The following is a 16,562-nucleotide window of genomic DNA, read 5'->3' on the forward strand; positions in this document are numbered from 1 at the left end:
AGCCGCATGCGCTCGAGGCCTTCATCCACGAGTACCGGCTGCGCTTCCCGGTCGGTGTCGATGCGCCCGCGGACGACGTGTCGGGCATCCCGCGCACCATGCGCCGTCTCGGCCTGGAGGGCACGCCAACCACGCTGATGCTCGATCGCCAGGGCTGGCTGCGGATGCGGCACTTCGGCCATGTGGAAGACCTGCAACTGGGCGTGCTGCTGGGCCGGTTGCTGGCCGAGCCGGAGCCTGAGCCGTCGGCTGCAGCCGCGGCGTGACGCGGGCGGTGCCTGGTCGGCCACGCCAGCCATGAGGCTGCAGCCTTACGTCCGGGTCGACGATGTGGCGTTCACGGCGAGCCCCAGGGATGTCGTGGCCCGGTTCGGCATCCCGGTGCGCGAGCAGTGCAATCCGGTGGCGCTGCACGAACTGGATTACGGTCGCGTGGTGTACCGCTTTCAGGCCAGTGGGCGGCTGGAGGAGGTTACGCAGCGCACGTCGGTGCTGTATGTGGTCGACGCCGACGTGGTCCGCGATGTGCCATTCGCCGTCCTGGCGGATTTCGTGCGCGCCCAGGATGCCCGTGCCTTCCAGCGCGGCGGCTTCCTGATCAGCCCGCGCTACGGTCTGGCATTCGTGCCCGCCGAGCCCGACTGGGTGACGGCGCTGGCGGCGCATTGCATTGAGACCTGGCGCGCCTTGCAGGCCGGGTAGGCGCCATCGCTGCGGCATCGAACCGGTACGGGATGCACGCGGCGCATTTCGATTGTTTCAGCGCTGCAGCTGCTCGACGGCCTTCAGGGTTTTCTCCACATGCTGCAGCGGGTTGCTGCCCTCGTGCGTGAAGACGATGCGGCCGTCCTGGCCGATCACGTAGGAGATTCGGCTGGCCATGCCCGGCAGCAGCGAGCCGGCGTCGTAGGCCTGGATGGTGCGCGCCTTCGGGTCGGAGCCGACCGCGAAGCGGTCGCGGCAAGCTTCGGTGGAAAACCGTTGGAGCGTGTTGATGTCGTCGTGCGACAGGCCCAGCACGATGGCGCCCAGCGCGGCGAACTTCGGCTGTGCCTCGGCGAAGGCGTTGGCCTCGATGGTGCAGCCGCGCGTGAACGCCTTGGGGTAGAAGTAAAGCACCACCGGCCCCTGCTTCAATGCCTGGGCCAGGTCGAAGTCGAACGCCTTGCCCGCCAGTGCTGCCGGCGTGGTGAACGGCGGCGCCGGATCACCGGGCTTGAGTGCGGCCAGCGCGGCGATCGGCAGGCTGATCGCCAGGGCGAGGATGAGTGAATGCAGGCGATGCATGGGGTGTTCCTGGAAAGCTAACGCGCCGCGGGTCCCGGTGCGTGTCGCGCAACGTCATGTTAGGGCTTTGCGGCGGTGTTCGCTGCAAGAGAAGAAGCCCGCGCAGGCATGGGTTGATGTGACCTTCAAGGTGGTTGCAAGACCGTGTAGCGACTGCCGAATCCGGCCAGGCAGGGACGCAACGAGGGGCTGCGGACCCGACTCCAGCTATCAAAGGTTTGGCGATGGATGCTTCAAGTCCATCACCCCGTGCCGCCTGCGGCGTGTGACCACGTTAGCGCTCCAGCATGCCGGCGCGGCCTCACTTAGTCAGGCTTCGGCGCGACGCACCCGTCGCACTCCCAGCCCGGTCGCCAGCAGGCCCAGCAAGCATCAGGCCCAATATTCGCCCAGCGTCGGGATCGGCGTCACGGCAGCCGGGGCGGGCTATGGCCGCCACGCCCAGCGTCAGCACTTGCGTGGCGCTCAGGTCCTTGGCGTCGATCACCGTCAGGGTGATCGGGTGCCGTCACAAACACCGACGAAATGTCAGTGTGTCATGCTACCAACTGACAGGAACTGAGACAAGAAAAAACCCGCGATGCCTAGGAAGCATGCGGGTTCTGAGGCTTGGTGAACCTCTGAAATGGTGCCGGCTGCCGGAATCGAACTGGCGACCTACGCGTTACGAGTGCGTTGCTCTACCAACTGAGCTAAGCCGGCGAAAAACTGAATCGTTGATTATAGTGGGCTTGCTTGGCATGAGTCGGTCGTTGGCGACTGCTTGGCCGGGCGTGATGGATCAATCCGGGCCGGCCAGGCTGGCCCGCCAACCCCTCAGGAGTTCCAGACGATGCAGAAGTCCGATCAAGTCCTCGACGCCCATGCCCTGCTCGACGCGCCGCTGGCCCCGCAGCCACCGTCGCGCCGCGCCGCCCTGAAGCTGGGCTTGGGGGCGGGGTACGCTGCCGCCACGCTGCCGATCATGGCGCAGACGGCGATCAAGACCTCGGCCGAGGGGCTGACGGCGGGCGAGGTGATGATCGACGTGAATGGCTTCAAGATGCCGGCCTACCGCGCCCAGCCCGCCGGCAAGACCGGTCTGCCGGTGGTGCTGGTGCTGTCGGAGATCTTCGGCGTGCACGAGTACATCGCCGACACCGCGCGCCGCTTTGCCAAGGCGGGCTACCTGGCCATTGCGCCCGAGCTGTTCGTGCGCCAGGGTGACGCGCAAAGCTATGGCGAGATGGCCAAGTTGATGAGCGAGGTGATTTCCAAGGTGCCCGACGCCCAGGTGATGGGCGATTTGGATGCCACCGTGGCATGGGCGGCGGCAAACGGCGGCAGTGTCGACAAGCTCGGCGTGACCGGCTTCTGCTGGGGTGGCCGACAGACTTGGCTGTACGCGGCGCACAACCCCAAGGTCAAGGCCGGCGTGGCCTGGTATGGGCGCCTGGTGGGTGAGGCCAGCGCGCTGGCGCCCATGCACCCAGTCGAGGTGGCGGCGCAGCTGAAGGGACCGGTGCTGGGCCTGTACGGCGAGGCGGATACCGGCATCCCTCTTGACACGGTCGATAAGATGAAGGCAGCCTTGGCGAAGGCGGCCGAGCAGGGCAACGCCGCCGCCAAGGCCTCGCAGTTCGTGCTGTACCCGGATGCGCCGCATGCATTCCACGCCGACTACCGGCCGAGCTTCCGCAAGGAAGCGGCCGAGGATGGCTGGAAGCGGGCGCTGGCCTGGTTCCAGCAGCACGGCGTGGCCTGACTGATCGCGTCGGGCGCACAGCGCGAGCCGCCTTCGGGCGGCTTTTTCGTGGCGCGATGCCTGCCGCTGGATGGCGGCGCTTCGGGCCACTTGGTGAAGGCGCTCGCGCAGGCGGGCGGCAGCAGTCATGAACCTGGTTTACATCCTGATCGGCACCCTGGCGGCGGGCGTCGGCAGCGTCTGGATCGCCGCGGCGCTGTCGTTCGGCGTGCTGGCGCGCTACACGCAGCACATGCTCAGCCTGGCGGCCGGCGCCTTGCTGGCGACCGCATTCCTCAAGCTATTGCCGGAGGCTTTCGAGAGCGGTGTCGAGACGCATGCGCTGTCGATGACGCTGCTCGGCGGCCTGGTGTTCTTCTTCCTGCTCGACAAGGCCGAACTGTGGCACCACGGTCACGAGCGGCACGAGGATCTGCCGACCCTGGATGAGGCCATGAGCGCCAGCGTGGCTGAGGGTGCGGATGCGCATGCCGCGGCGGCAGGTCACGATCATGCACGCAGCCACACCCATGTCCACCATCACCATCACCACCATGGCGGCAACTGGGCCGTGCTGGCCGGCGACAGCGTGCACTGCTTTGGTGATGGCGTGATCATCGCCTCGGCCTTCGTCGCCAGCCCGCCGCTGGGTGTGGCGGCGGCGCTGGCGGTGCTGGTGCACGAGGTGCCGCACCACATGGGCGACCTGGCGGTGCTGCGCTCGGGCCACGGTGGCGACAGGCGTACCGCGCTGACCAAGGTCTCACTGGCCGGCGCCGTGACCGCGCTGGGCGGCGTGGTCGGCTACCTGCTGCTGGGGCGCCTGACGGGCCTGCTGCCGTACCTGCTGATGCTGGCGTCCAGCAGTTTCATCTATGTTGCGCTGGCCGATTTGATCCCGCAGTTGCAGCAGCGCCTGAATGCGCGCGAGACGGCGGCGCAGATCCTGTGGCTGGCGATCGGCATGGGGTTGGTGGCACTGATGGGTGCGCTGGGCGGCGAGCACGCGCACCACGATGAGCCGCCGGCACTGCAGTCAAGCCTGCATCGCGAGCAGCACTGAGCGCCGACGGAGTGATGCTGGTGCGGTGCTGATACGGCGCCGGTGCTTCAGCCCTTGGCGACCGGCAGGCCCTCGGTGCGGCACCACTCGCTCCAGCTGCCGGCGTACAGCGCGACGGGCGGGTAGCCGGCCAGTTCCATCGCGACGATGTTGGGCACGGTGCTGACCCCGCTGCCGCAGTGGTGCACCACGCCGGCGGGGTCATGGCCGGCCAGCAACTGGTCGAACTCGGCCTTCAGCGTCTCGCGTGGCTTGAAGCGGCCGTCGGGGCCGAAGTTGTCGCCGAACGGGCGGTTCAGTGCGCCGGGGATGTGGCCGGCGACCGGGTCGAGCGGCTCGATTTCGCCGCGGTAGCGCGGTGCGCCACGGGCATCGATCAGCGTCTGCGTCGGGCGGCCGAGTTGCTGCATGACTTCGTCGGTCTGCACCAGGCGGCGCAGCGCGGGCTTGAGCTGGAAGTCGGTCAGCTTTCGTGCTTGCGCCGCACCGGATTCCACGGCGCCACCCGCCGCCTCCCAGGCCTGCAGCCCGCCATCGAGCACGGCCACGGCGTCGTGGCCAACCCACTTGAGCATCCACCACAGGCGCCCGCAGTAGCCGCCGCCGTTGCGGTCGTAGACCACTGCCTGCATGGCGTTGGCGAAACCGAGGGTGGACAGCCAGGCAGCGAAGTGCTCGCGTGTCGGCAACGGGTGGCGTCCGCCGTTGACGGCGGGTGCGGGCGGATGCGCGCTGAGGTCGCGCTCCAGGTGCGCCTGGACGGCGCCGGTGATGTGCTTCTCGGCAAACATCGCATCGGCCCTGGCGGCGTCGCTCAGTTCGCTGCTGCAGTCGAACACCATCAGCGGCGCGCCGCCCGCCCGCAGGGCTTGCAGTTCTGAGGCGGAAATCAGGTGTGTGTAGCTCATGTCAGTGCGATTCTGCGGGTGGATTGGGCAGCGCGCGGGCGCGCAGGAAGGTGGCGCTCATGCCGCTCAGGATGATGGTCATCATGCCGAGCCAGCCGAGCATCGGCAACTCGTCACCGAACAGCAGTATGCCGAACAGCGCGGCGAAGATGATGCCGGTGTACTGCAGGTTGGCCACCACCATGGTGGCGCCGCGGGTGTAGGCGCGCGTCATGCACAGCTGGCCGAGCGCGCCCAGGATGCCGACGGCCAGCAGCCACAGTGCCTGCGGCGTGTCCAGCGGGTGCATGTCGAAGAACTGCATGCCGATGCCGCCGGCCAGCGTGGCACCGATGCAGAAATAGAACACCGTGCGCGCCTCCGGCTCGCCGACACGACCGAGCGCGGCCACCTGGATGTACGCCAGCGCCGACATCAGGCCCGACATCAGGCCGATCAGGCCGGCGAACAACTGGTTCTGCTCCAGCGTCGGACGCAGCATCATGATGACGCCGCCGAAGCCGGCCATCACCGCCAGCACCAGCGGGCCCTGGCGCCGGATGTCGGACAGGCGTCCGAGCAGAAGCGTGCCGCCGACCAGGAAGGCCGCGACCCAGACGCCGCTCATGTAGTTCAGCGTCATGGCCGTGGCCAGCGGCAGGTGGGCGATGGCATAGAACCAGCACACCAGCGCGCTGACGCCGATCACGTTGCGCCACACGTGCATCATCGGCACGGTGGTGCGCAGGCTGACTTTCTGCGAGCGCAGCACCACCCACATGAAGACAATGCCGATGGCGCCGCGGTAGCAGACGATCTCCAGCGGACCGAAGTAGGGTGACGCGTACTTGATACACACGCTCATCAGGGCAAAGAAGAGCGAGGCGGCGACCATCCAGACGGCTTGCATGGGCGGCGATTATGGATCAAGTCAGCTATCAAAATAAAAGCACTTGGCCTTGAGCCGAGCGCTCTTGATGCGTGCAATCAAAAGACCGCGGCGCAGGCTAATCCAGTGAACGCCGCGGACGGACCTGCGCCGGGCATCGGCTATGTCTGCCTTCCCGAAGAGAGTGCGGGGATGCCGCGTCAGCGGCTCAGGGGGCGCGCTTTCGAAGCCTCAGGTGTTCAGCGGATTGGCACCAATCTTTTTCCTGTACCACTCATGGAAGTGCTGCATGCCGTCTTCCATCGGACTCTGGTAGGGGCCGACCTCGCTCACGCCGCGCAGCATCAGCGCCTTGCGGCCGGCGTCCATGCGCTCGGCGATCTCGTCGTCCTCGATGGCGGTTTCCATATAGGCAGCGCGCTGAGCCTCGACGAACTCGCGCTCGAAGGCGACGATGTCCTCGGGGTAGTAGAACTCGACCACGTTCATGGTCCTGTCGACGCTGATCGGGTGCAGCGTGCTGACGGTGAGCACGTGCGGATACCACTCGACCATGATGTGCGGGTAGTAGGTCAGCCAGATGGCGCCGCGCGTGGGTTTGTCGCCGCCCTGGTAGTTCAGCAGCACCTCGTGCCACTTCCTGTAGACATCGGTGCCGGGCTTGAAGGCGGGCGCCACGCCCACGGTCTGCACCGAGAACTCCTGCCCGAACTGCCATTGCAGGTCGTCGCAGGTGACGAAGTTGCCGAGGCCCGGGTGGAACGGGCCGACGTGGTAGTCCTCCAGGTAGACCTCGATGAAGGTCTTCCAGTTGTAGTTGCACTCGTGCATCTCGACGTGATCGAGTGCGAAACCCTCGAAGGACAGATCCTGCGCCACCGGGCCCATGGCCTGCAGATCGGCCAGGATGTCGCGGCCGTTGTCGTCGAACAGCAGGCCGTTCCATTCGCGCAGCTTGTAGTTGGCCAGGTGCAGGCAGGGGTCGTGCTTGAAGTGCGGCGCGCCCAGCAGTTCGCCGCTGCTGGAATAGGTCCAGCGGTGCACCGGGCAGACGATGTTGCCGCCGGCGTGGCCCTTGCCTTCGGTCTGCAGCGAGCCGCGGCCATCGAGCATCAGTGCCTGGCGATGCCGGCAGACGTTGGAGATCAGCTCGACGCCGCCCTGCGGGTTGCGCACCAGCGCGCGGCCATTGGCTTCCTGCGGCAGGGCGCAGTAGTCGCCCGGATTGGGAACGGCCAGCTGGTGCCCCACGTAGCGCGGACCGGGCTTGAACAGCAGCTGCAGTTCGCGCTCGAACAGCGCCTGGTCGAAATAGGCTTGGACGGGAAGTTGACTTGCCGCCTGCTGTAACTGAAGACTTAAATCAGACATGGTGTTCCGACCTAGAGACTCCCCCTATGAAGGGGCAGGAAGTAAGCGCGTGGCATCCGAGGAGCGTGGGCGCGTGAGAGCCACGTTTTTTTGACGTGGAACCCTTAATTTTAGCGATTCGGGGGTCTGCGGGGGCGCGGGTGGCCGTGCTCGCGGGGCGCGCACAGGCCCGCGCACCTAAAATAGACCTTTTGCTCCGCGCCATGTCCCGAAAAACCAACGCCAGTCCCGCGCAGCCTGCCAGCTACGGCGACGCCGTGCAGCAGCTCGAGCAGCTGATCGCCGGCCTCGAGTCGGGCCAGCTGCCGCTGGAGGATCTGCTGGGCCAGTACCAGCGCGGCACCGAACTGCTGCGCTACTGCCGCGACCGCCTGCAGGCGGTGGAGGATCAGGTCAAGGTGCTGGACGAAGAAGGAACGCTGAAGCCGTGGATGCCCGAGTGAGCACGCTGGATTTCGCGCAATGGTCGACACGGCAACTGGCGCAGGTCGAGCAGGCCCTGTCCGATTGGGTGCCGGCCGATGCGCCGGCCGGCCTGGGCGAGGCGATGCGCTACGCGGTGCTCGACGGTGGCAAGCGCCTGCGCCCGCTGCTGGTGATGGCCGCTGCCGAGGCGGTGCAGGGCCGCGTCGAAGCGGCGCTGCGCGCCGCCTGCGCGGTGGAACTGATCCACGCGTACTCGCTGGTGCATGACGACCTGCCGTGTATGGACAACGACGTGCTGCGGCGCGGCAAGCCGACGGTGCACGTGCAGTTCGGTGAGGCGCCGGCGCTGCTGGCCGGCGACGCGCTGCAGGCGCTGGCCTTCGAGATCCTGACGCCCGAGGGCGATGCGGTGCCGCCGGCGATCCAGGCGCGGCTGTGCCGCCTGCTGGCGCAGGCCGCCGGCGCCAGCGGCATGGCGGGCGGGCAGGCGATCGACCTGGCCAGCGTCGGCAAGCCGCTGACCGAGCCCGAGCTGCGTGCCATGCACCGGCTCAAGACCGGCGCGCTGCTGGAAGGCAGCGTGCGCATGGGTGCCGCCTGCGCCGACGCCGTGGACCCGGCGGCGCTGCGTGCGCTGAACGACTACGGCGCCGCGCTCGGCCTGGCATTCCAGGTGGTGGACGACATCCTCGACGTCACCGCCGATTCCGCCGCCCTCGGCAAGACCGCCGGCAAGGATGCCGCCGCCGACAAGCCCACCTACGTGTCGCTGCTGGGCCTCGACGCCTCGCAGATGCTGGCCGAGGCCCTGTGCATGCGGGCGCACGGCGCGCTCGACGTCAGCGGCCTGGCCGATGTCGGCCGCCTGCGTGCGCTGGCCGACATGGTGGTGAAACGCACACATTGACATGGCTTCCACGCAACTGCTTGACTCCATCAACGACCCGTCCGAACTGCGCCGGCTGCCACGCGCGCAGCTGAACGCGCTGGCCGAGGAACTGCGCGAATGTGTGCTGCACAACGTCGCCAAGACCGGCGGCCACCTCAGCTCCAACCTCGGCACGGTGGAACTCAGCATCGCGCTGCACTACGTCTTCAACACACCGCACGACCGGCTGGTGTGGGACGTCGGCCACCAGACCTACCCGCACAAGATCCTGACCGGGCGACGTGAACGCATGCCGACGCTGCGCCAGCTCGGCGGCATGTCGGGCTTTCCGCGCCGCGACGAGAGCGAGTACGACACCTTCGGCACCGCGCATTCGTCGACCAGCATCTCGGCTGCGCTCGGCATGGCGCTGGCGGCGCGGCAAAAGGGCGAGGACCGCAAGGCCGTGGCGATCATCGGCGACGGCGCCATGACGGCCGGCATGGCCTTCGAGGCGCTCAACAACGCTGGCGTCGAGCGCGACGCGCGCCTGCTGGTGATCCTGAACGACAACGACATGTCGATCAGCCCACCCGTCGGCGCACTGAACCGCTACCTGGCGCAGCTGATGAGCGGGCATTTCTACGCTGCCGCCAAGAGCGTCGGCAAGACCGTGCTGGGTCCGGTGCCACCGCTGTTCGAATTGGCGCGGCGCATCGAGCAGGGCGCCAAGGGCATGGTGCTGCCGGCGACGCTGTTCGAGAAGTTCGGCTTCAACTACATCGGCCCGATCGACGGCCACGACCTGGATGCGCTGATCCCCACGCTGGAAAACATCCGCGAGCTGATGGCGCAGCAGTCCGGCCCGCAGTTCCTGCACGTGGTGACCCGCAAGGGCCAGGGCTACAAGCTGGCCGAGGCCGACCCCATCGCCTACCACGGACCGGGCAAGTTCGACCCGGCCGTCGGCCTGGTCAAGCCGGCGACGCCGCCCAGGCAGACCTTCACCCAGGTGTTCGGCCGCTGGCTGTGCGACATGGCCGAGCAGGACCAGCGCTTGGTCGGCATCACGCCGGCGATGCGCGAGGGTTCGGGCATGGTCGAGTTCCACCAGCGTTTTCCGAAGCGCTACTACGACGTCGGCATTGCCGAGCAGCACGCGGTGACCTTCGCGGCTGGCCTAGCCTGCGAAGGGCTCAAGCCCGTGGTGGCGATCTATTCCACCTTCCTGCAGCGCGCCTATGACCAGCTGATCCACGACGTGGCGATCCAGAAGCTGCCGGTGGTGCTGGCGCTCGACCGCGCCGGTCTGGTCGGTGCCGACGGCGCTACCCACGCGGGCAACTACGACATTGCCTATCTGCGCTGCATCCCGAATGTCAGTCTGGCCTGCCCGGCCGATGAACGCGAGTGCCGCCAGCTGCTGTCGACCGCCTTCGCGCAGGACCATCCGGTCGCGGTGCGCTACCCGCGCGGTGCCGGGGTCGGTGTCGAACCGCTGAAGGATCTGAGCGCGCTGCCGTTCGGCAAGGGCGAGCTGCGCCGTCAGGGCCAGCGCATCGCCATCCTGGCCTTCGGCACGCTGCTGTACCCGGCGTTGCAGGCGGCCGAGCGCCTGGACGCCACGGTGGTGAACATGCGCTGGGCCAAACCGCTGGACACCGAACTGCTGCTGCAGGTGGCGGCCGCGCACGAGGTGCTGGTGACGGTGGAAGAGGGCGCCATCATGGGTGGCGCCGGCAGCGCCGTGGCCGAGGCGCTGGCCGCTGCCGGCGTGCTCAGGCCGCTGCTGCAGCTCGGCCTGCCGGACGAGTTCATCGAGCATGGCGATCCGGCGCGCCTGCTGGCTCTGCAGGGGCTGGATGCAGCGGGCATCGAGGCCTCGGTGCGGCGGCGCTTTGCGGCCGAGCTGGGCCTGCCGGCGGCGCCGGCTCTGAAGGCAGTGGCCTGATTCGATTGACGCCGGCGCTGCCTGCAATCCGTCGGCAGGTGAATCCCTAATGGCTGTCGTGGTACATGCGGCACTACACTTATTCGTTTTCGTAACTATTCAAGGAGCCATCTGACATGGATCGTCGTTCACTCATCAAGCGCGCCGGTATCGCAAGTGTGCTCGCGGCCGGCGTTGCGCCTGCCGTGCATGCCCAGCCCGCGGTGCGCTGGCGCATGGCCACGAGCTTTCCGAAGTCGCTCGACACCCTGCATGGCTGCGCCGTCAAGTTCTCCGAGACCGTGAAGGCGCTGTCGGGTGGCAAGTTCGAGGTGTCGGTACACGCCGCCGGCGAGTTGATCCCGCCCTTCGGCATCGTCGATGCCCTGGCCGAGGACACCATCGAGATGGGCGAGACGGCGGCTTACTACTACACCGGCAAGGATCCGGTGTTCGCCTTCAGCTGCGCCGTGCCGTTCGGCCTGGCGGCCAACCAGAACCTGACCTGGAAGGATCAGGGCAACGGCCGCAAGCTGCTGGACGCGGTGTTCGACAAGTACAACTTCTTCACCCTGGCCGCGCTGAACACGGGCACCCAGATGGGGGGGTGGTACCGCAAGGAAATCAAGACGCCGGATGACCTCAAGGGCCTGAAGATGCGCCTGGGCGGCGGCGTGTTCGGCGAGTCCATGGCCAAGCTGGGTGTGGTGGCGCAGAACATGCCGGGCGGCGAGGTCTACCAGGCGCTGGAGAAGGGCACGCTCGACGCTGCCGAGTTCGTCGGTCCCTACGACGACGAGAAGCTCGGCTATGCCAAGGTCACCAAGTTCTACTACTACAACGCCTGGTGGGAAGGTGGTGCCGAACTCGAGTTCTTCATCAACAAGAAGGCCTTTGCCAAGCTGTCGCCGGAGAACCAGGCGATCGTGCGCGCTGCCGCCGCCGTGTCCTACAACGACGGCACGACCAAGTACCTGATGCTGAACCCGCCGGCGCTCAAGCGCATCGTGGCCAGCGGCATCCAGTTCAAGCCGTTCCCCAAGGCGGTCGTTGACGCCGGCTTCAAGGCGGCACAGGAGGTGTACGAAGAGCACAGCGCCAAGGAACCTGAATTCAAGAAGATCTACGAGGACATGCGCGCGTTCCAGCGTGACCAGATCCTCTGGAACCGGGTGTCCGAACTGACGTTCATGCAGACCATGGCGGGCCTGAAGATCTAACCCGACCTGCTGCGGGGCGCGAGCACCTCCTGGTGCTGGCCGCTACGCATCGCAATCCAGCCGCGGCCCAGCGTCGCGGCTTTTTTTGTGCGTCAGCGCGTGGCGCGGCCTACCTCCCGCGGACGCGGGCCCGGATGACGAACGATGTCCGGGCCCGACATCGCGGTGCTGGCCCGCGGCGTGCGCTGTGAGTTCGGGTGCGTCGGCACCCGCTGGCACTTCCGACGACCAGCGGCCCGGCCGCGCGCCTCCGAGATGCCGCCGGCGTCTCAGGTCACTGCTTGCCGATGGCCTGCTCGATCGCCTTGACGGGGTCCTCCACGCTGGATTCGGGGGCCGTCGGACTGTCTGGCGCCGGCTCGCTCTCCGCGGGTGTTCCATCCGGACCCGGGACGGTGAACTCGGGTGCAAGTCCGCCGCCCAGGTCGAAGCCGGGCGCGCTTTCCAGACTCTGCAGCAGTTCGGTGCCTGCGGCTTCCAGGTCGGCCTTGCTGCGCTGGTCCTGGTCGCGCGTCACGAGGCCGGGGAAGGCGATCAGCAACGCCACCATGAAGAGCTGCAACAGCAGGAAGGGAATCGCGCCCTTGTAGATCTGCATCGTCGTCACCGGCTCCATGGTCTTGCCGGTGTGGCTGTCGACGTAGGGTTTCTCGGGTGCCACCGAGCGCAGGTAGAACAGGGCGAAGCCGAACGGCGGGTGCAGGAACGAGGTCTGCATGTTGACCGCCAGCAGCACGCCGAACCAGACCAGGTCGATGCCCATCTTGTCGGCGATCGGTGCCAGCACGGGCACGACGATGAAGGAAAGCTCGAAGAAGTCGAGGAAGAACGCCAGCACGAACACCAGCACGTTCACGAAGATCAGGAAGCCGAGCTGGCCGCCTGGCAGCTTGGCCAGCAGGTGCTCGACCCAGATCGGGCCGTCGGCGGCCTGGAACACCATGCTGAAGATGGTGGCGCCGATCAGGATGAACATCACGAAGGATGCCAGCTTGGTGGTCGTCGCTAGGGCCTGCTTGAGCAGCGTCCAGCCCAGGCGCCGGCGCATCACGGCCATGATGAGTGCACCCATGGCGCCCATGGCGCCGCCCTCGGTGGGCGTGGCCACGCCCAGGAAGATGGTGCCCAGCACCAGGAAGATCAGCAGCAGCGGCGGAATCAGCACGAAGGTCACGCGCTCGGCCAGCTTGGACAGCAGGCCCAGGCCGGTGACGCGATTGATGACGGCGATCAGCCAGGCAACGAACACGCCGCCGCACATGGCGACCACGATCTTCTCGTCGGTCGCCACGTACTCGACCAGCCTGCCTTCCCACCAGGTGTGCACGGCCTCCATGTGCTGGCCCAGGTAGATCGCGACCCCGGCCGACAGCACCGTCAGCACCGCGAGCGAGCCGTAGCCGTGGCTGCCATTGGGCTCGCGGAAGGTGCGGGCCTCGGGTGGCAGGGCGGGCACGGACTTGGGTGCGAAGATCGCCAGCACCACGACCCACAGCACGTAGAGGCCCATCAGCGCGAAGCCGGGGATGAAGGCGCCCTTGTACATCTCGCCAACGCTCCGGCCCATCTGGTCGGCCAGCACGATCAGCACCAGCGAGGGCGGGATGATCTGCGCCAGCGTGCCGGAGGCAGCGATGACGCCGCTGGTCAGGCTGCGGCTGTAGCCGTAGCGCAGCATGATGGGCATGGAGATCAGGCCCATCGAGATCACCGAGGCGGCCACCACGCCGGTGGTGGCGGCGAGCATGGCGCCGACGAAGATCACCGCCAGCGCCAGGCCGCCGCGCAGCGGGCCGAACACCTGGCCCACGGTGTCGAGCAGATCCTCGGCCATGCCGCTGCGCTCGAGGATCAGGCCCATCAGGGTGAAGAAGGGCACGGCCAGCAGCGTCTCGTTGGCCATGACGCCGATCAACCGGAACGGCAGCACGGCGAGGATGGCCGAGGGGAAGATGTCCAGCGTGACCCCGAGCAGGCCGAAGAACAGGCCGGCGGCACCCAGGCTGAAGGCGACCGGAAAGCCCAGGATCAGAAAACAGATCAGCCCCACGAACATGATGGGGGCGAAGTTGGTGGCGATGAATTCCATGGTGCGGGGCGTCCGGCGCGTTCAGTGGGCCGGGCCCGCGGACGGGGGCGATACCGCCGCGCCGGCATTGCGCTGGCGCAGCACCTCGATCAGCTCCTGCTCATCGCTCTTGTCGGTGGGCTTCTCGGTCGGGTCGGGGCCCTGGCCACGCAGGAAGGCAATGCACTTGATCAGTTGCGACCAGCCCTGCAGCATCAGCAGGGTGAAGCCGATCGGCAGCGCCAGCCACACCGGCCAGCGGATCAGGCCGCCCGGGTTGCCCGACATCTCGCCCGAGGCGAACTTGTCGATGACCTGCGGCGTGCTCAGATACAGCACCATCAGGCACACCGGCGTGAGGAACAGCGCGTAGCCGACGATGTCGATCCAGACGCGCACGGTCTTGGGCAGGTGGGCGTTCAGCACGTCGATGCGCACGTGCTCGCGGTGCAGCAGCGTGTAGCCGGCGGCGACCAGGAACGACCAGGCGAACAGGTACCACTGCACCTCGAGGAAGCCGTTGGAGCTGTAGTTGAATGTCTTGCGCACCACCGCGTTCAAGGCACTGATCACGGTGGCGGCGAAGATGGCCCAGATGATGTACTTGCCCACCTGGGCGTTGAGCCAGTCGATGGCTCGGGAAAACTTCAGCAGGGCTTGCATCGGGATCTCCGTTGTCGTTGTCGTCGCGCGGTAGCGCGTGAGGGAAGCTGGCGCGCGCATGCCGGTGGGCGCTGCCTGGCGCAGACTGGTGTGCGATTCTAATGAAGGCGTCCGCGACCAGTGAGCGGACTATCCCGCACGCGGGTGCTCAGCGGGTGCGCTTGGACGCGGGCTTGGCGCGGGTGAAGCGCCACCAGGGCAGTACCGTGGTCAGCGCACGCACTTCGCCGGCGTGGGTGGCGCGGTAGCCCGGCAAGCCGTGCAGCGCCTGCTGCCAGGCGCTGCTGCGCAGGACCTGGCGCAGCGCCGCCACCGGCGGCTCATCGAGCGCCGATTTCAGGCACACCAGGTGGTAGTCTTCCTCGACCAGCGGGACGAAGCCGAGCCCGCGCGCGCGCGCCGCGGCCTCGATGCCGAGCCCGACCTCGGCGTGGCCGGCGGCGATCGCCTGCGCCACGGCGGCATGCGAGGGTTCGCTGTGCTGGTAGCCGACGACGCGGCCAGCATCGATGCCGGCCTGCGCCAGCAACTCGTCCAGCAGCACGCGGGTGCCGGTGCCGTGCGCGCGGTTCACGAAGCGCAGGCCGGGGCGCGTCAGGTCGGCCAGGCCGGTGATGCCGCGCGGATTGCCTGGGCGCACCATCAGGCCCTGCACCCGGCTGGCGAAGCCGATCAGCTTGTGCAGGCCGGGTTGCAGCAGCGGCTTGTAGGTGCGCTCGGCCAGCGAGCCGACCGGCGCCTCGCGCGGCGTGTGGAAGCCGGCCATGATGCAGCGGCCCTGGTTCAGCGCCTGGATCGCGTCGACGCTGCCGATGAAGCGGATGTCCAGGTGCAGGCGCGGCGTCATCGGCTGCGCCGTGAGGTGCTTGCGCAGTGCGGTCAGGGCGTCGTCATGGCTGGCGTGGAAGCTCAGCACATGCGCCTGGTCGTCGAAGGCGACGGCGAAGCTGCGCGCCAGCTCGGCGCGCAGGGCCTCGATCTGGGGCGCGGCGCGCGCCTGCGCCTGGCGTTCCGACCACAGCAGCTTATCGCCGAAACCCGACAGGCGTGCCGGCCGGCCGCGCTCCCACAGCACCAGCGGCTGCCCCAGGCGCTGTTCCCAGCGCCTCAGCTCGCCCCAGATGTGCCGGTACGACAGGCCAAGCGCGCGGGCTGCGCCCGAGATCGAGCCGCTGGCGTGCACCGCCTGCAGCAGATCGATCAGCGGGTTGTGGATCAGGGCGTCGGCGTCGTCGGCGTCGAGCGAGTAGGTCAGTCCGATCTTCTGCACCCCCCAAGTTTGCCCCATGCGCGGACGCTTGCCCCGGGGCAAGGCGGCGCTTATGCATGGCAATGCATAGCTCGCCTTTCCCGATGACGGCCATTGGGCTGGCGTTTAGCATCGCGGCGGCCGTGAACACATTTACCGACAGCGCGCGCACCGCCTTGGCACTGATCAGCTCGTTCGATGCGACGCTGTGGACCATCGTCGGCCGCTCGCTGGCCGTCAGCGGCACCGCCTGCCTGATCGGCTACGGCATCGGGCTGCTGGCCGGGGCCGGGCTGGGCGTGGCGCGCTTTCGCGGCCGCGGCGTGGTGCTGACGGTGCTCAACACCCTGCTCGCGCTGCCATCGGTGGTGGTTGGCTTGCTGGTCTATCTGCTGCTCTCGCGCAGCGGGCCGCTGGGTTTCCTGGGCTGGATGTTCACGTTCCAGGCCATGGTGATCGCGCAGGTGGTGCTGGTGGTGCCGGTGGTGACCGCGCTGACGCGCCAGACGGTGGAAGACGCCGACGTGCTGCACGGCGAGCAGCTGGCCTCGCTCGGCGCCGGCCGCTTCATGCGCGGCCTGATGCTGGCCTGGGATGAGCGCTACGCGCTGCTGACGGTGCTGATGGCCGCTTTCGGCCGCGCCGTGTCGGAGGTCGGTGCGGTGATGATCGTCGGCGGCAACATCGACGGCTTCACCCGCGTCATGACCACCGCCATCGCGCTGGAGACCAGCAAGGGCGATCTGCCGCTGGCGCTGGGCCTGGGGATCGTGCTGCTGGCGGTGGTACTGGCGCTGAACGCGCTGATCTCGCTGGTGCGCGGTTGGCGCGAACGCGTCGATGGCGTCGTCACCCCGGTCACGCAGGTGCTGGCGGCCGCATGAACGCGCCCGAAGCGGTGTTCGAGCTTCCCGGCGT

The 16,562-nt window shown here is 67.8% G+C and carries 16 protein-coding genes and 1 tRNA gene; 9 read left to right on the plus strand and 8 right to left on the minus strand.

The window, feature by feature from the left end; genetic code table 11:
- On the plus strand, nucleotides 1-266 hold a 266-nt coding region (locus PK606_RS00005), incomplete at its 5' end, for a thioredoxin domain-containing protein (RefSeq protein ID WP_502920758.1).
- 31 nt (nucleotides 267-297) lie between these two features.
- Nucleotides 298-702, plus strand: coding sequence for a hypothetical protein (locus PK606_RS00010; RefSeq protein ID WP_324559254.1), 405 nt, complete (start codon nucleotides 298-300; stop codon nucleotides 700-702).
- A gap of 57 nt (nucleotides 703-759) precedes the next feature.
- Here the strand turns inward: PK606_RS00010 and PK606_RS00015 are convergent, their stop codons facing one another.
- Both PK606_RS00015 and PK606_RS00020 read right to left on the minus strand, forming a co-directional pair.
- The gene (locus tag PK606_RS00015) at nucleotides 760-1,287 is read right to left on the minus strand and encodes a peroxiredoxin (protein WP_324559256.1); all 528 of its coding nucleotides are present in this window, start codon (nucleotides 1,285-1,287) and stop codon (nucleotides 760-762) included.
- 626 nt (nucleotides 1,288-1,913) lie between these two features.
- Nucleotides 1,914-1,989: transfer RNA gene (locus PK606_RS00020), tRNA-Thr, on the minus strand.
- Between the two features lie 130 nt (nucleotides 1,990-2,119).
- Here PK606_RS00020 and PK606_RS00025 point away from each other — a divergent pair.
- Together PK606_RS00025 and PK606_RS00030 are read left to right on the plus strand one after the other, a co-directional pair.
- Nucleotides 2,120-3,031: a dienelactone hydrolase family protein gene (locus tag PK606_RS00025; RefSeq protein ID WP_324559258.1), complete on the plus strand. Its 912-nt coding sequence runs from the start codon at nucleotides 2,120-2,122 to the stop codon at nucleotides 3,029-3,031.
- Between the two features lie 127 nt (nucleotides 3,032-3,158).
- A complete protein-coding gene (locus tag PK606_RS00030; protein ID WP_324559260.1) occupies nucleotides 3,159-4,073 on the plus strand; it encodes a ZIP family metal transporter in 915 nt (304 codons plus the stop codon).
- A gap of 47 nt (nucleotides 4,074-4,120) precedes the next feature.
- On the opposite strand, the gene PK606_RS00035 is transcribed toward PK606_RS00030, so the two are convergent.
- The 3 genes from PK606_RS00035 to PK606_RS00045 form a co-directional block, all read right to left on the minus strand.
- Nucleotides 4,121-4,981, minus strand: a complete 861-nt coding sequence (locus tag PK606_RS00035) for a sulfurtransferase (RefSeq protein ID WP_324559262.1) — start codon at nucleotides 4,979-4,981, stop codon at nucleotides 4,121-4,123.
- A gap of 1 nt (nucleotide 4,982) precedes the next feature.
- On the minus strand, nucleotides 4,983-5,870 hold the full coding sequence (locus PK606_RS00040; RefSeq protein WP_324559264.1) for a DMT family transporter: 888 nt from the start codon (nucleotides 5,868-5,870) through the stop codon (nucleotides 4,983-4,985).
- Nucleotides 5,871-6,080: 210 nt separating this feature from the next.
- Nucleotides 6,081-7,220: an aromatic ring-hydroxylating oxygenase subunit alpha gene (locus PK606_RS00045; RefSeq protein ID WP_324559266.1), complete on the minus strand. Its 1,140-nt coding sequence runs from the start codon at nucleotides 7,218-7,220 to the stop codon at nucleotides 6,081-6,083.
- A gap of 203 nt (nucleotides 7,221-7,423) precedes the next feature.
- Between PK606_RS00045 and xseB the strand changes: the two genes are divergently transcribed.
- The 4 genes from xseB to PK606_RS00065 all read left to right on the plus strand — a co-directional run bounded on the left by xseB (nucleotide 7,424) and on the right by PK606_RS00065 (nucleotide 11,664).
- Entirely contained in the window at nucleotides 7,424-7,663 is a 240-nt protein-coding gene (gene xseB / locus PK606_RS00050) for an exodeoxyribonuclease VII small subunit (RefSeq protein WP_324559268.1), read from the plus strand.
- Nucleotides 7,648-8,553 (plus strand): polyprenyl synthetase family protein, encoded by a 906-nt coding sequence (locus tag PK606_RS00055; protein WP_324559270.1) that lies wholly within the window; start codon nucleotides 7,648-7,650, stop codon nucleotides 8,551-8,553. Before xseB ends, PK606_RS00055 begins: the two co-directional genes overlap by 16 nt.
- A gap of 1 nt (nucleotide 8,554) precedes the next feature.
- The gene (gene dxs, locus PK606_RS00060) at nucleotides 8,555-10,465 is read left to right on the plus strand and encodes a 1-deoxy-D-xylulose-5-phosphate synthase (protein ID WP_324559272.1); all 1,911 of its coding nucleotides are present in this window, start codon (nucleotides 8,555-8,557) and stop codon (nucleotides 10,463-10,465) included.
- A gap of 116 nt (nucleotides 10,466-10,581) precedes the next feature.
- Complete coding sequence (locus PK606_RS00065) at nucleotides 10,582-11,664, plus strand: TRAP transporter substrate-binding protein (protein WP_324559274.1); 1,083 nt, start codon at nucleotides 10,582-10,584, stop codon at nucleotides 11,662-11,664.
- Nucleotides 11,665-11,938: 274 nt separating this feature from the next.
- Here PK606_RS00065 and PK606_RS00070 read toward each other — a convergent pair whose 3' ends face one another.
- The 3 genes from PK606_RS00070 to PK606_RS00080 all read right to left on the minus strand — a co-directional run bounded on the left by PK606_RS00070 (nucleotide 11,939) and on the right by PK606_RS00080 (nucleotide 15,665).
- Complete coding sequence (locus PK606_RS00070; RefSeq protein ID WP_324559275.1) at nucleotides 11,939-13,753, minus strand: TRAP transporter large permease; 1,815 nt, start codon at nucleotides 13,751-13,753, stop codon at nucleotides 11,939-11,941.
- Nucleotides 13,754-13,774: 21 nt separating this feature from the next.
- The gene (locus tag PK606_RS00075) at nucleotides 13,775-14,395 is read right to left on the minus strand and encodes a TRAP transporter small permease subunit (protein WP_324559277.1); all 621 of its coding nucleotides are present in this window, start codon (nucleotides 14,393-14,395) and stop codon (nucleotides 13,775-13,777) included.
- Between the two features lie 148 nt (nucleotides 14,396-14,543).
- Complete coding sequence (locus PK606_RS00080) at nucleotides 14,544-15,665, minus strand: substrate-binding domain-containing protein (RefSeq protein ID WP_324559279.1); 1,122 nt, start codon at nucleotides 15,663-15,665, stop codon at nucleotides 14,544-14,546.
- Nucleotides 15,666-15,787: 122 nt separating this feature from the next.
- Here PK606_RS00080 and PK606_RS00085 point away from each other — a divergent pair, with 122 nt between their 5' ends.
- The gene (locus PK606_RS00085) at nucleotides 15,788-16,528 is read left to right on the plus strand and encodes an ABC transporter permease (protein ID WP_324559281.1); all 741 of its coding nucleotides are present in this window, start codon (nucleotides 15,788-15,790) and stop codon (nucleotides 16,526-16,528) included.
- Nucleotides 16,529-16,562 lie beyond the last annotated feature (34 nt).

Origin of the sequence: Ottowia sp., assembly GCF_035444425.1 — a bacterium.
GTDB lineage: Bacteria > Pseudomonadota > Gammaproteobacteria > Burkholderiales > Burkholderiaceae_C > Ottowia.

Bases quoted from the DNA above. Each gene is read 5' to 3' on its own strand.
- xseB (WP_324559268.1), top strand. From the start codon at position 7,424: ATGTCCCGAAAAACCAACGCCAGTCCCGCGCAGCCTGCCAGCTACGGC.
- PK606_RS00045 (WP_324559266.1), bottom strand. From the start codon at position 7,220: ATGTCTGATTTAAGTCTTCAGTTACAGCAGGCGGCAAGTCAACTTCCC.
- PK606_RS00015 (WP_324559256.1), bottom strand. From the start codon at position 1,287: ATGCATCGCCTGCATTCACTCATCCTCGCCCTGGCGATCAGCCTGCCG.
- PK606_RS00030 (WP_324559260.1), top strand. From the start codon at position 3,159: ATGAACCTGGTTTACATCCTGATCGGCACCCTGGCGGCGGGCGTCGGC.
- PK606_RS00075 (WP_324559277.1), bottom strand. From the start codon at position 14,395: ATGCAAGCCCTGCTGAAGTTTTCCCGAGCCATCGACTGGCTCAACGCC.
- PK606_RS00040 (WP_324559264.1), bottom strand. From the start codon at position 5,870: ATGCAAGCCGTCTGGATGGTCGCCGCCTCGCTCTTCTTTGCCCTGATG.
- dxs (WP_324559272.1), top strand. From the start codon at position 8,555: ATGGCTTCCACGCAACTGCTTGACTCCATCAACGACCCGTCCGAACTG.
- PK606_RS00010 (WP_324559254.1), top strand. From the start codon at position 298: ATGAGGCTGCAGCCTTACGTCCGGGTCGACGATGTGGCGTTCACGGCG.
- PK606_RS00065 (WP_324559274.1), top strand. From the start codon at position 10,582: ATGGATCGTCGTTCACTCATCAAGCGCGCCGGTATCGCAAGTGTGCTC.
- PK606_RS00070 (WP_324559275.1), bottom strand. From the start codon at position 13,753: ATGGAATTCATCGCCACCAACTTCGCCCCCATCATGTTCGTGGGGCTG.
- PK606_RS00035 (WP_324559262.1), bottom strand. From the start codon at position 4,981: ATGAGCTACACACACCTGATTTCCGCCTCAGAACTGCAAGCCCTGCGG.
- PK606_RS00025 (WP_324559258.1), top strand. From the start codon at position 2,120: ATGCAGAAGTCCGATCAAGTCCTCGACGCCCATGCCCTGCTCGACGCG.